The following is an 11,902-nucleotide window of genomic DNA, read 5'->3' as shown; positions in this document are numbered from 1 at the left end:
CTTCATATAGACCTGTTGTAATTTACCTCTTGAGCAGGCTTAATCAGTGACTAAAAACCAAAAAATATCTTACAAAGCAAAAAGCTCTTTTTATGTAATTCTTTATTTATTTTTCTGCTTTTGTTATAATACTAGAAATCTTTGATTCCCTATGGGCTTGAGAAATTAAGCTCCTATATTATTGTGGGTTCAATGAATCGAATCCCTACAATTATTTGAAAATAGAGATTGCCACGGGTATCACTCAATATTATTTGAGTGCCACCCTCGCAATGACATTGACCGGTGAGACACCAGTCCTAAAATAAAAATCAAATTAACCTCTATCTTAATCTTTCCCCTCAAACAAGAGGAGCGTATGAATAATGTAATATATCATTTGATTTGCAATATATTATGTTATATATTACAATTGAAATGCAATATATTAGATCAGGAGAACCAAAATGGATAAAAACAAATTAAAAGAATTATTAATTGAATATAAGAAAAGTTTCCTTGCCAATAGAACTGATTTGGTTAGAAGGGAAGTTCAAGACAATATGGAAAAATTTATTAAATTTAAAGAAGTGGTAATGATTACAGGCACAAGAAGGGGCGGTAAATCTTCTTTAATGAAATTGATTTGCGATGACCTTATAAAGAAATATCAAGTTCCTCCTTCTAGCATTCTTTACCTAAATTTTGAAGATGAAAGATTTATCGAGTTTAATACTGGTGATTTTTCTCAGATTTATGAACTTTATCTACAAATAAACAAACCCACTGGAAGGCAATATTTCTTTTTAGATGAAATTCAAAATGTATCCGGGTGGGAAAGATGGGTAAATAGATTATATGAAAATGAAAATATAAAGATATTTATTACTGGTTCTAATGCTAGTTTATTAAGGTCTGAAATATCTACCGCCTTAACCGGAAGGAATAGAGTAATAATCAATTTTCCTTTTTCATTCAGGGAATTTTTGGTTTTTAAGAATTATAGATTAGAGGAAAATGATTTTTATCAAACCGAGAAAAGAGCAATAATAAAAAGTTTTTTTCAAGAATATCTAAAATTAGGCGGTTATCCCGAGATAGTAAAAATTAATGACCCAACTCTCTTGGAACAATATTTTAAGGATACCATCTACCGAGATATCCTGCCCAGATATTCTATAAAAAAGATAAAAGAAATACGGGAATTATGTTTGTTCCTGGCTTCTAATCTCGGATCAATCCATAGTTATAACAAATTGCTTTCTTTGATAGGAGTAAAAAGCATTAATACTGTAAAGAGTTATTTGGAAATCTTAGAAGAGGTGTTTTTATTTTTTCAAATCAACTTGTTCGACTATTCTATTAAGCGGCAAATTTACAATCCCTCTAAAATCTATATTATTGATACTGCCTTAGGAAATTCTATATCCTTTAAATTTTCAGAGAACCCAGGACATATTTATGAAAATCTGGTATTTTTGGAATTAAAAAGAAGGAATAAAGAAATTTACTATTGGAAATCGAAAAAAGGTAAAGAAGTTGACTTTTTAATAAAGAGAGGGTTAGAGATAGATGAAGCTATTCAGGTTTCGTATAATTTGAATTATAAAAAAACCTTAGATAGAGAGATTGAGAGTTTATTGATGGCCAAAGATGAATTTAGAATAAAGTATTTGACTATTATTACTGAAGATGAAGATATAGAAAAAGAAATAGGTAATACAAAAATAAAAATAATTCCATTGTGGAAATGGCTGTGTATACAACACATTTTTGAAAATAAATAGGGACACCTTGGGCTCAAGTTGCAAATGAAGCACCATAATTAGTTAAAGTAAATATTATTCTAAAAAATAGGCGATTTATAATAAAATATTAGCTCGCCTATTTTTTATTCTATTTGACCGGCGAGACGCCTGTCCTGCGGATTCTATGGTGATTTTTGGTAGGGGGCGGATTCATTCATCCGCCCCGAATTCCTTACGGGCTTGATAAATCAAGCCCCTACAAACACAAAAATTCTTATTCTTTAAATCAAGCCCCTACTTTTTAAGTAATTTGTGAAATATTCTTATACCTATCCGCTAAACGCTATACGCTAAGTATAGTGAATGAAATTTGAATTAAATAATAAATTTGTTAAGCAATTATTCTTTAATTCATAAAATTGCTTCTAAAAAGGTTTCTTTTTTTTGTATAATTTCTTTCGGGGTGTATCCTAAGGCTTCTATGGGTTCAAAAACTTGTCCTGCGGCTAAACCCAATATTTCCAATCTTTCTCTTAAGTTCATATTTTTAAAATCATCCGAAATAACTATTAAGTCAATATCGCTATCTTCACGAGGGTTACTTTTAGCATATGAACCATAGAGAATAATTTTATCAGAATTAATATTAAATTTCCTTAATTCTTGTTTAAATCTTTCTATTATTTCTTTAATGTCTTGTGCTTTTTTAAGCATTCATGAATCTCCTTAGTATTAGAAAGATATTCTTCTGCAACGCTTTTAGGATAGGCTTCCAATATTTTTAAAAAGTCTTCAGGGTATCTGGTAACTATGCTTGCATTATTTATTTTAGCCATAAAATTAAATAATTCTAAAGGAAGTTGTATATTTCCTAATTTAAGCATGAATTCAGCTGTATTTAAATCATATTCTGCAGATTTAATAAAATTATTAGTATCTTTACGCATTTTTTACTCTTTTTTGATATATTTAGGCATTTTTATTTTCAAGTAATCTTATATTATTATTTTAGTATTTGTATTATATCATAAATTTAAAGAATATTAGTAAAAAATAGATTAAAGTAAATTCCATAGAAGGAAATTTTATCTTTTCCTTAAAAAAATGAGTTAGTGTAAACTTTAGCGGGGTATACCTTCTTTATTTATTTTCCTGCTTTTGTTATAATATTAAAAATTACAATATAAAAATCAAATTCTCCCTCACCCTAACCCTCTCCCGCGCTGAGGGGAGAGGGAAATATGAAGGAATAGATTAATTTCTTCAGGGGGGGGGAGAGGGGAAATAGTATAAAAATAATTGAATTGTGTATTGTTTAGTGTTTAATTAATACAGGAGGTGATGTACATGAAAAGGTTAAATATTACCTTGCCAGAAAAAATTGCCCAAGAAATACAAAATATCCCTAACAAGAGTAACTTCATTGCCGAAGCTATAAAAGAAAAGATTGAGAAGATAAATAGAAAAAAGTTGGATCAGCTTTTAATAGAAGGATATAAAGCAACTAAAAGAGAAGATAAAGAAATTAACCAGGAGTGGGAGAAGATTACTCTGGAAGGATGGAAATAATATGGATTCTCCAAAAAGAGGTGAGATTTGGTTTGTATCCTTAGTAAAATGCAATCAAATTCGAACTGTAGATAAAAAAAGACTTATCAATTTTGTAAGTACTTTACTTCCTGAAAAATTAGAAATGATAGAGAAAGCACTTTTAATTCATCTTGACGTTAACTAAGTTTGGAGTAATTGGAGTAAATAAAAAAGAATAAATAAACAGGGACACATCTCTGCCTGTGCGTGTACGCACGCAGACGGGCCATTTTATTAACTGTTATTGCAAATAAGGCAGTATAATTAATTAAAGTAAATATTATTCTAAAAAATAGGCGAGTTATAATAAAATATTAGCTCGACTATTTTTTATTCTATTTGACAGGCGAGACGCCTCTGTCCTGTGGATTTTATGGTGATTTAATGAATAAGGTTGACTGCAATGACTTTATTTCTCTTTATTTATTTTACTACTTTTGTTATAATAATATAAATCATTAATTTGCTATGTGCTTGATAAATTAAGCTTCTCTATCATTGCGGGTTCGATGAATCGAACCCCTACATTATATAATAGACAGGCGAGCCTGCCCTCGTGAAAGCGGGAGACGCCTGTTCTACAGGCTTGGTGGATTTATTTCCCCCTCAACCTGACCCTCTCCCGCCGAGGGGAGGGGAATATTAGGGAATAAAGAAATATATTTTTGAATTTGTGATTGCCACGGGTAGCACTCAATATTGTTTGAGTATCACCCTCGCAATGACATTGATCGGTGAGACGCCAATTTTTAATAAAAAATAAGATTAAGATAAGGAGTTATAGGATAATAATTTAAAATGAAAAAACAAAAAGAAGAAAATAAATTATTAGAATTGTTTAGACCTTATGTTCCTCAAGCGGTAACTTCCAGAATATTAGAAGGACAAGCAAGCTTACCCAGCGAAAGAAGAGAAGCTACCGTAATATTTCTGGACATAAAAGACTTCACCCATTTTGCTGAACATTTAGATCCCGAAGAAGCTATTGAAATATTAAATCAAATATTCCAACCCATCATCAATATTATCTATAAATACGAAGGCTCAATCAATAAATTTTTGGGTGATGGTTTAATGATTGTCTTTGGAACACCGTATTCTCGCGAGAATGACCCGGAGAGAGCATTTAGAGCAAGTTTGGAAATGATGGAATCTATCCAAAAAAATGGTGTAATAAAGATTGATAATGAAAAAATAAAATTGAAAGCGAGAATTGGAATCAATACCGGTTTATGCATCTCTGGTGAGATTGGTTCACCTACCAGAAAAGAATTTACAGTTATCGGAGACACAGTTAATTTAGCTTCTCGTTTACAAGTTAACGCTCCAACGGGAGAAATTATGGTTGGCGAAAGAACCTATCAAAAGATTAAGGATAATTTTAAATTTACTCATTCTCGTAAATTAAAGATAAAAGGCAAGAAAGATTTGATTAATGTATACACCTTAAAGAGTTAGAAAAAAATTTTTACTTTTTGAGAGATAAATTATGTCTAAAGATAAAGATCCTTATAGTAAATTAAAAAAGCAGCTGCATTTGGCTAGAATAATTTACCACATACCTAATTTTATAAAATTATCTTTAAGGTTGCTTAAAGATAAGAGAGTGTCTTTTTTTCCTAAATTGTTAGTATACGGAGCAATTGTATATTTTTTATCTCCTTATGATTTATTGCCTGATTTTTTGATTCCTTTCTTGGGATATTTTGAAGATATTATTATATTAATTTTTTGTTTAATCGGCTTAGTTAAATTAAGTCCACCAGAGGTTGTAGAAGGGCATGTAAAGGCAATCGATATAGAAAATAAGCAAAGATATAGATTTTTTCGTTGAGAAAGGGTTATTAATTTTATGCAAATTGGGATTAAATCATTAGGGTGTCCAAAAAATTTAGTAGATACTGAAATAATTTGTGGAATATTAAAAGAAAAAGGGCACCAGATAAGCGGACAAATTAATAATTCAGAAATAGTAATTATAAATACCTGCAGTTTTATAAAAGATGCGGTAGAAGAATCAATAGAAGAGATTCTTTCTCTGGTTAAATTGAAAAAAGAAGGTAAAATAAAATATATCATAGTAATTGGTTGCCTCCCTCAAAGATATAAAAATAATAATTTAAGTCAGGAACTTCCCGAAGTAGATGCTTTTTTAGGTGTTGGAAATTTGTTAGAGATTAATGATATAGTAGAAAGAGTTTTACAGGGTGAACAAATCTATAAAATAAACTCTAATTCCGATTTTCTTTACCCTAAAACTGCCCTAAGGACTATCTTAACCCCCCAACATTACGCTTATATTAAAATATCAGAAGGTTGCCAGAATAATTGTTCTTATTGCCTGATTCCGCAAATAAGAGGAAATTATCGTAGTAGAAAAATAGAAGATATAATTACAGAAGTGAAAATGTTATCTGAAAAACAAAAACTTTCCGAGGTAATTTTAGTCGGTCAAGATACTACTTTATATGGAATTGATCTCTATAAAGAATATAAATTGGCTGAATTATTAAAAAGACTTTCTCTTCTTGAGTTAGAAAATTTAAAATGGATAAGACTTTTATATACTCATCCGGCTCATTATAATGATGAATTAATCGAAGTGATAGCCAATTATACCAGGATATGCCCGTATTTAGATTTACCTTTACAACATATCAGTGATAGAATATTAAAAAAAATGAATAGGCCAATTGATAAAAGATATATTATTGATTTGATAAATAGGTTAAGAGATAGAATTCCTAATTTAGCTTTGCGTACTACTTTTATGGTGGGATTTCCGGGAGAAACCGATCAAGATTTTGAAGAATTGTTGAATTTTGTAAAAGAAGTCCGATTTGAAAGGTTAGGGGCATTTATTTATTCCCAAGAAGAAGGAACTCCAGCCCATAATTTTTCCCAGCAAATTCCTAAGCGAATAAAGAAGGAACGGTTAGAAAAATTAATGATTACTCAACAGAAAATTTCTAAAGAAATAAATTCTTCTTACCTAGGAAAAGAAGTAGAAGTTTTAGTTGATGAAATATCTTCCGGCAAATCAAAGTTAGCCATTGGCCGCACGGAAGCCAATGCCCCCGAGATAGATGGAAAGGTAATCATAAAAACAGATAAAGTTTTGGCTGGGGAGTTCATGAAAGTAAATATTATGGAAACTTCTGAATATGATTTAGTGGGTGAAATTAGAAAATAATGGAAAAATATGGAGAGGGAGGTATTAATCTTGATTAAAGAAAGATTAAAAATATTTAGAGATAAAATAGAAAAAGAAAATATAAAAATCGAAGGATTTTTAGTTACTAACTTAAAAAACTTATATTACTTAAGTGGCTTTGATGGAGAAGGAATTGCCCTGATTACTAAAGATGAAAACTATTTGTTAACTGATTCACGTTATACTGAGCAAGCTCAAAAAGAAAGCCCAGATTTTAAAATTATAACTGAAGAGCCAAACCATAAAAATGCTCGAATAGAGGCATTAGATAAAATAATAAAGAAAAAAAAGATAAAAAAAATAGCTTTCGAAAGTAATACTTTAAGTTATACTGATTATTTGAAATATTTCCATAGCTTTAAATCTATAGAATTTTTACCTACTAATAATCTAATTGAACAGATAAGAATGATTAAGGATAAAGAAGAAATTACTATCATCAAAAAAGCGGCTCAAATAACTACCGAAACTTTAAAAGAAGTATTTGAAATGATTAAACCAGGTATACGAGAGCTTGATATTGCTACCGAGTTATCTTATACTATGAGGAAAAAGGGTGCCCAAAAAGAGGCTTTTGACTTTATTATTGTATCAGGGGAAAGATCGTCTTTAGTTCATGGAAAACCGTCCGAGAGAAAAATTATTGAAAATGAACTAATCATTATTGATATGGGGGCAAATTATCAAAATTATAATTCGGATATAACTCGAACTATAATCTTGGGGAAAGAAAATGAAAAACAAAAAGAGATATTTTCTATTGTCTTAGAAGCCCAGGAAAAAGCCCTTGAATTTTTAAAACCAGGGATAAAATGCAAAGAAGTAGACTTTATTGCGCGGAATATAATTGAAAAAAAGGGTTATGGAAAATATTTTGGCCATAGTTTAGGTCATGGAGTAGGGTTAGATATTCATGAATTGCCCCGTGTTTCTTTTAATGATGAAACTATTCTTTTACCCGGAATGGTAATAACCATAGAACCGGGGATATATTTACCTGAGACTGGTGGAGTCAGGATTGAAGATTCAGTACTGATTACCGAAGAGGGATATGAAATATTGACCTGGTTTCCTAAAATTCTTAATTTATAAAATATATAAAGACGGGTCGGATAAATCCGACCCCTACAAAGAACAAAGAACATAAAGACGGGGTGGATGAATTTACCCCCTACAAAAGCAATAAAGAAGAGGCGGATGAATCCGCTCCCTACAAAGAACAAAGAACATAAAGACGGGTCGGATAAATCCGACCCCTACAAAAGCAATAAAGAAGAGGCGGATAAATCCGACCCCTACAATAATACAATTCTAAATTTAAATAATTTAAATTTTTCCGTTTGTTTTAAAAAAAATAAATGAAAATAAGAATGAATAAAAATAAAAAAGTAAAAGTTGTAAAAAATGGTGAGGTAGGGGTTCGATTTATCGAACCCGCAGGAAGTGTACCAAAAAGAAAAGAGATAAGATTAAAAAGCTATGATTACAAATCAAATGGTTATTATTTTATTACCATTTGTACTTACAGAGGAAAACCATTTATCAAGAAATACGAAGAAATAATAGAGAACATTTTATTATCTTTGCCAGAACGTTTTTCTGGCTTAACAATTGATTGGTATATCCTTATGCCCACCCATCTTCATATGATTTTTGTATTTAACGAAGTAGAAAAAGATTTACCAGAAATAGTTAGGGCCTTTAAGGCTCTGGTTACCAGAAACACGAGAATGAAATTTTGGCAGAGAAATTATTATGAACATGTCATAAGAAATGAGTACGCTCTGTTAAAAATAAGGGAATATATTCAAAGTAATCCTTTAGTAGAAAATATAAAATTTGAAGAGTTTTATAAGGACGGGTCGGATAAATCCGACCCCTACAAAGAACAAAGAACATAAGGACAGGGTGGATGAATTTACCCCCTACAAAAGCAATAAAGAAGAGGCGGATAAATCCGACCCCTACAAAATATAAAGAGGAGGGAATATATGAATAATTTAAAGAAAGTTGATCCTGAAATTTTTGAAGCTATAAAAAATGAAGAAAATCGTCAAAAAAATACCATCGAACTAATTGCCTCAGAAAATTTTGTATCTTCCGCAGTATTGGAAGCCCAGGGTTCAGTCTTAACCAATAAATATGCAGAGGGGTATCCTGGTAAAAAATATTATGGTGGGTGTAAATACATTGATATAGTAGAAAATTTAGCCATTGCCAGGGCTAAAGAAATATTTAAAGCTGACCATGCTAATGTTCAGCCACATTCTGGCTCACAGGCAAATATGGCAGTTTATTTTAGTGTCTTAGAAGTAGGAGATACCATTTTAGCGATGAGCCTTTCTCATGGAGGACATCTTACTCATGGAAGTCCAGTTAACTTTTCGGGAAGATTCTTTAATATCGTCCCTTACGGAGTAGGAAAAGATACTGGACGAATTGATTATGATAACTTGCGAGATTTAGCTTTAAAGCATAAACCAAAATTAATCATTGCTGGAGCGAGTGCTTATCCTCGTGAAATAGATTTTTCCATCTTTAGGTCTATTGCTGATGAAGTAGGGGCATATTTAATGGCTGATATTGCCCATATTGCTGGATTAATTATCGCCGATCTTCATCAAAGCCCTATTCCTTACTGTCATTTTGTTACTAGTACTACTCATAAAACTTTAAGAGGGCCCAGAGGTGGTCTAATTTTATGTAAAGAAGACTATGCTCGAGTAATTGATAAAACTATATTTCCAGGGATTCAAGGCGGACCACTAATGCATGTGATTGCTGCTAAAGCAGTATGTTTTAAACAAGCAATGACTACCGAATTTAAAGAATATCAAAGACAAATCGTTAAAAATGCGAAAATCTTAGCTGCTAAATTAATGGAATTAGATTATAATTTAGTTTCAGGTGGAACAGATAATCACTTAATGTTAGTAGATTTAAGAAATAAAGGAATTACCGGAAAGCAAGCCGAAAAGGCGTTGGAAGAAGCCGGAATTACGGTTAATAAAAATGCGATTCCTTTTGATACCCAAAGTCCTATGATTACCAGTGGAATAAGAATTGGCACACCGGCAGTTACTACCAGAGGGATGAAAGAGAAAGAAATGATTCTGATAGCGGAGATGATTAGTCGAGTTCTAAATAATATAGAAGACCAGAAGATAAAAGAAGAAGTAAGAATAGAAGTAGAAAATATTAATAAGAAGTTTGCTTAAGAAATGAGGGGGGTTTTAATTTGATTTCTATTAGTGATATTAAAAAAGGTATGATCATTGAGTATAAAAATGAAATATATACGATTGTAAATTATCAACATGTAAAAGTAGCCATGAGAGGTGCTTTAATCAGAACCAATCTAAAAAATATTAAAACTGGTATGGTTATTGAAAAAACATTTAAACCCGTAGATAAAATGGAACAAGTAATAATTGATAAAAAAACTATGCAATATTTGTATAAAGATGGTGATAATTATTATTTTATGAATAAAGAAAATTATGAACAAACTTCCTTATCTAAAGAGCAATTAAGTGGTTTAACTGATTTCTTAAAAGAAGGCAATGACGTTGATATTATGTTTTATAAAGAAAAGATGATAGGTGCAGAGTTACCTAATTTTATAAATTTAAAAGTTACTAAAACTATGCCTGGGGTTAAGGGAAATACGGTATCTGGTGCACTTAAACCAGCAACTTTAGAGACTGGAGCAATAATTCAAGTTCCCTTATTCGTCAAAGAAGGTGACGTAGTTAAAATTGATACCAGAGAAAATAAATATTTAGAAAGAGAATGAAAAATGACAAATTACCCAAAAATCATCATGAAAAAAATATAATACGATATGCGAAATAGAGGTGGTATAACTAATGAAAGTTATAAAAAATGATTTAGGAGAAATAAATATTTCTAACGAAACCATCGGAAATATAATCAGTTTAAATTTAGCTGAGGTTAAAGGTGTGGTGGGAAGTAGAAAAACAATTATGAAAGAAATAACTGATATGTTAATGGGAAAGGCAAGTACAAATAACTTAGAAAATGCTTCCCGCACCATAAAAGTAGAAATAAAAGAGAATAATATATTTATAGATTTATTTATTATTATAAAATATGGAGTAAGAATGCCTGATACAGCCTGGGATATTCAAAATAGAATTAAAGAAGAAATAATAAAAAAAATAGGTACAGATATCAGAGAAATAAATATACATATTCAAGGAATTCAATTTCCTAAAAAAACACAGAGCAGGAAAGATTTAGTTGCTTCTAATCTATTTATAAAAGTATTCTAAATGTATTTTAGGTAGTCATTCCATAGGGAGGAACAATGGGAGGAAGAAGATTATCCCGAGAATTAGCCTTAAAAGTACTATTTCAAATTGATTTAGTTAATACCAATATGGAAGAAGCACTAAAATATAACTTTGAAAGTAATGAACTTCCCGAAGAAGTTAAGGAATTTACTATAATATTAGTAAGGGGGGTTATAAGTAATTTAGCTGAAATCGATAAGGAAATTAAAAGCTATACTAATAATTGGTCCTTAGAAAGAATCACCAATATTGATCGAAATATCTTGCGTATAGCTATTTACGAAATATTATATATAGATAATATACCTAAAAGCGTTTCTATTAATGAAGCAGTCGAATTAGCTAAAAAATATAGCACCAAAAGCTCTTTTAGCTTTGTAAATGGAGTTTTAGGGAAAATTAATAAAATAGATAAAATATTGAAGAAAATAGATTAAAAAATTATGGTTAATTATACAGAAGCTAAAATTTATACCGTTTCCAGAATCACTAAATATATAAAAAATCTTTTTGAAAATGATTATAACCTACAAAACGTATGGATATTAGGAGAAATTTCAAATTTTAAATTACATTCCTCCGGGCATATGTATTTTGTACTTAAAGATCAGGAAAGCCAGATTAAAGGTGTGATGTTTAAAGGAAATAACCTTAGCTTACGATTTATGCCTCAGGATGGAATGAAAGTTAAAGTAAGAGGAGATATTAATGTTTATGAAAGGAGAGGGGAATATCAATTATATGTAAAAGAAATTGTAGAAGCGGGTAAAGGTGAGCTTTATTTAGCCTTTGAAAGATTGAAAGAAAAACTTAAGGCGGAAGGACTTTTTTCAGAGGAATTTAAGAAAAAATTACCCCTTATTCCTAAAAATATTGCGGTTATAACTTCCCCTACTGGAGCGGCAATTAGAGATGTTTTAACTATATCGCTAAGAAGATTTCCTAATCTTTCCATCTTAGTTGTTCCTTCTTTAGTTCAAGGAACACTCGCGGCGCGAGAAATTGCTAAAAAGATAGATTTTTTAAATAAACATTTTAATAATTTAGATTTCATT

The 11,902-nt window shown here is 30.6% G+C and carries 15 protein-coding genes; 13 read left to right on the top strand and 2 right to left on the bottom strand.

The window, feature by feature from the left end; translation table 11 throughout:
* Positions 1 to 446 precede the first annotated feature (446 nt).
* Positions 447 to 1,766, top strand: coding sequence for an ATP-binding protein (locus COZ07_RS01965; protein WP_406606918.1), 1,320 nt, complete (start codon positions 447 to 449; stop codon positions 1,764 to 1,766).
* Positions 1,767 to 2,138: 372 nt separating this feature from the next.
* Here COZ07_RS01965 and COZ07_RS01960 read toward each other — a convergent pair whose 3' ends face one another.
* Positions 2,139 to 2,441, bottom strand: a complete 303-nt coding sequence (locus COZ07_RS01960) for a nucleotidyltransferase domain-containing protein (RefSeq protein WP_406606917.1) — start codon at positions 2,439 to 2,441, stop codon at positions 2,139 to 2,141.
* A complete protein-coding gene (locus COZ07_RS01955) occupies positions 2,408 to 2,674 on the bottom strand; it encodes a hypothetical protein (RefSeq protein WP_406606916.1) in 267 nt (88 codons plus the stop codon). The genes COZ07_RS01960 and COZ07_RS01955 overlap by 34 nt, the downstream gene beginning before the upstream one ends.
* 400 nt (positions 2,675 to 3,074) lie before the next feature.
* Here COZ07_RS01955 and COZ07_RS01950 point away from each other — a divergent pair, with 400 nt between their 5' ends.
* The 12 genes from COZ07_RS01950 to xseA form a co-directional block, all read left to right on the top strand.
* Complete coding sequence (locus COZ07_RS01950; protein ID WP_406606915.1) at positions 3,075 to 3,296, top strand: hypothetical protein; 222 nt, start codon at positions 3,075 to 3,077, stop codon at positions 3,294 to 3,296.
* Between the two features lies 1 nt (position 3,297).
* The gene (locus COZ07_RS01945; protein ID WP_406606914.1) at positions 3,298 to 3,462 is read left to right on the top strand and encodes a type II toxin-antitoxin system PemK/MazF family toxin; all 165 of its coding nucleotides are present in this window, start codon (positions 3,298 to 3,300) and stop codon (positions 3,460 to 3,462) included.
* Between the two features lie 653 nt (positions 3,463 to 4,115).
* The gene (locus tag COZ07_RS01940) at positions 4,116 to 4,775 is read left to right on the top strand and encodes an adenylate/guanylate cyclase domain-containing protein (RefSeq protein ID WP_406606913.1); all 660 of its coding nucleotides are present in this window, start codon (positions 4,116 to 4,118) and stop codon (positions 4,773 to 4,775) included.
* A gap of 31 nt (positions 4,776 to 4,806) precedes the next feature.
* The gene (locus COZ07_RS01935; protein WP_406606912.1) at positions 4,807 to 5,151 is read left to right on the top strand and encodes a YkvA family protein; all 345 of its coding nucleotides are present in this window, start codon (positions 4,807 to 4,809) and stop codon (positions 5,149 to 5,151) included.
* Positions 5,152 to 5,169: 18 nt separating this feature from the next.
* Positions 5,170 to 6,510: a MiaB/RimO family radical SAM methylthiotransferase gene (gene rimO / locus COZ07_RS01930; protein WP_406606911.1), complete on the top strand. Its 1,341-nt coding sequence runs from the start codon at positions 5,170 to 5,172 to the stop codon at positions 6,508 to 6,510.
* A gap of 30 nt (positions 6,511 to 6,540) precedes the next feature.
* A complete protein-coding gene (locus COZ07_RS01925) occupies positions 6,541 to 7,623 on the top strand; it encodes a M24 family metallopeptidase (RefSeq protein WP_406606910.1) in 1,083 nt (360 codons plus the stop codon).
* Between the two features lie 278 nt (positions 7,624 to 7,901).
* Positions 7,902 to 8,432 (top strand): transposase, encoded by a 531-nt coding sequence (locus COZ07_RS01920; RefSeq protein WP_406606909.1) that lies wholly within the window; start codon positions 7,902 to 7,904, stop codon positions 8,430 to 8,432.
* A gap of 90 nt (positions 8,433 to 8,522) precedes the next feature.
* Entirely contained in the window at positions 8,523 to 9,749 is a 1,227-nt protein-coding gene (gene glyA, locus COZ07_RS01915; protein ID WP_406606908.1) for a serine hydroxymethyltransferase, read from the top strand.
* Positions 9,750 to 9,769: 20 nt separating this feature from the next.
* Positions 9,770 to 10,327, top strand: a complete 558-nt coding sequence (gene efp, locus COZ07_RS01910) for an elongation factor P (protein WP_406606907.1) — start codon at positions 9,770 to 9,772, stop codon at positions 10,325 to 10,327.
* Between the two features lie 73 nt (positions 10,328 to 10,400).
* Positions 10,401 to 10,826, top strand: coding sequence for an Asp23/Gls24 family envelope stress response protein (locus COZ07_RS01905; RefSeq protein WP_406606906.1), 426 nt, complete (start codon positions 10,401 to 10,403; stop codon positions 10,824 to 10,826).
* A gap of 35 nt (positions 10,827 to 10,861) precedes the next feature.
* The gene (nusB, locus tag COZ07_RS01900; protein ID WP_406606905.1) at positions 10,862 to 11,284 is read left to right on the top strand and encodes a transcription antitermination protein NusB; all 423 of its coding nucleotides are present in this window, start codon (positions 10,862 to 10,864) and stop codon (positions 11,282 to 11,284) included.
* Between the two features lie 6 nt (positions 11,285 to 11,290).
* Positions 11,291 to 11,902 (top strand): exodeoxyribonuclease VII large subunit (gene xseA / locus COZ07_RS01895; RefSeq protein ID WP_406606904.1); only part of this gene is annotated, 612 nt, incomplete at its 3' end.

Origin of the sequence: Candidatus Infernicultor aquiphilus (assembly GCF_002784285.1) — a bacterium.
GTDB classification, from domain to species: Bacteria; Atribacterota; Phoenicimicrobiia; order Phoenicimicrobiales; family Phoenicimicrobiaceae; genus Infernicultor; species Infernicultor aquiphilus.
Note: the sequence above shows the minus strand (reverse complement) of the source record. Positions and strands in the feature narration are given on the sequence as shown.

What these genes read in the sequence shown, in the direction of transcription:
- nusB (WP_406606905.1), top strand. Translation starts at nt 10,862, where the DNA reads ATGGGAGGAAGAAGATTATCCCGAGAATTAGCCTTAAAAGTACTATTT.
- COZ07_RS01935 (WP_406606912.1), top strand. Translation starts at nt 4,807, where the DNA reads ATGTCTAAAGATAAAGATCCTTATAGTAAATTAAAAAAGCAGCTGCAT.
- COZ07_RS01950 (WP_406606915.1), top strand. Translation starts at nt 3,075, where the DNA reads ATGAAAAGGTTAAATATTACCTTGCCAGAAAAAATTGCCCAAGAAATA.
- COZ07_RS01960 (WP_406606917.1), bottom strand. Translation starts at nt 2,441, where the DNA reads ATGCTTAAAAAAGCACAAGACATTAAAGAAATAATAGAAAGATTTAAA.
- COZ07_RS01940 (WP_406606913.1), top strand. Translation starts at nt 4,116, where the DNA reads ATGAAAAAACAAAAAGAAGAAAATAAATTATTAGAATTGTTTAGACCT.
- rimO (WP_406606911.1), top strand. Translation starts at nt 5,170, where the DNA reads ATGCAAATTGGGATTAAATCATTAGGGTGTCCAAAAAATTTAGTAGAT.
- COZ07_RS01905 (WP_406606906.1), top strand. Translation starts at nt 10,401, where the DNA reads ATGAAAGTTATAAAAAATGATTTAGGAGAAATAAATATTTCTAACGAA.
- COZ07_RS01945 (WP_406606914.1), top strand. Translation starts at nt 3,298, where the DNA reads ATGGATTCTCCAAAAAGAGGTGAGATTTGGTTTGTATCCTTAGTAAAA.
- COZ07_RS01955 (WP_406606916.1), bottom strand. Translation starts at nt 2,674, where the DNA reads ATGCGTAAAGATACTAATAATTTTATTAAATCTGCAGAATATGATTTA.
- glyA (WP_406606908.1), top strand. Translation starts at nt 8,523, where the DNA reads ATGAATAATTTAAAGAAAGTTGATCCTGAAATTTTTGAAGCTATAAAA.
- COZ07_RS01965 (WP_406606918.1), top strand. Translation starts at nt 447, where the DNA reads ATGGATAAAAACAAATTAAAAGAATTATTAATTGAATATAAGAAAAGT.
- COZ07_RS01920 (WP_406606909.1), top strand. Translation starts at nt 7,902, where the DNA reads ATGAATAAAAATAAAAAAGTAAAAGTTGTAAAAAATGGTGAGGTAGGG.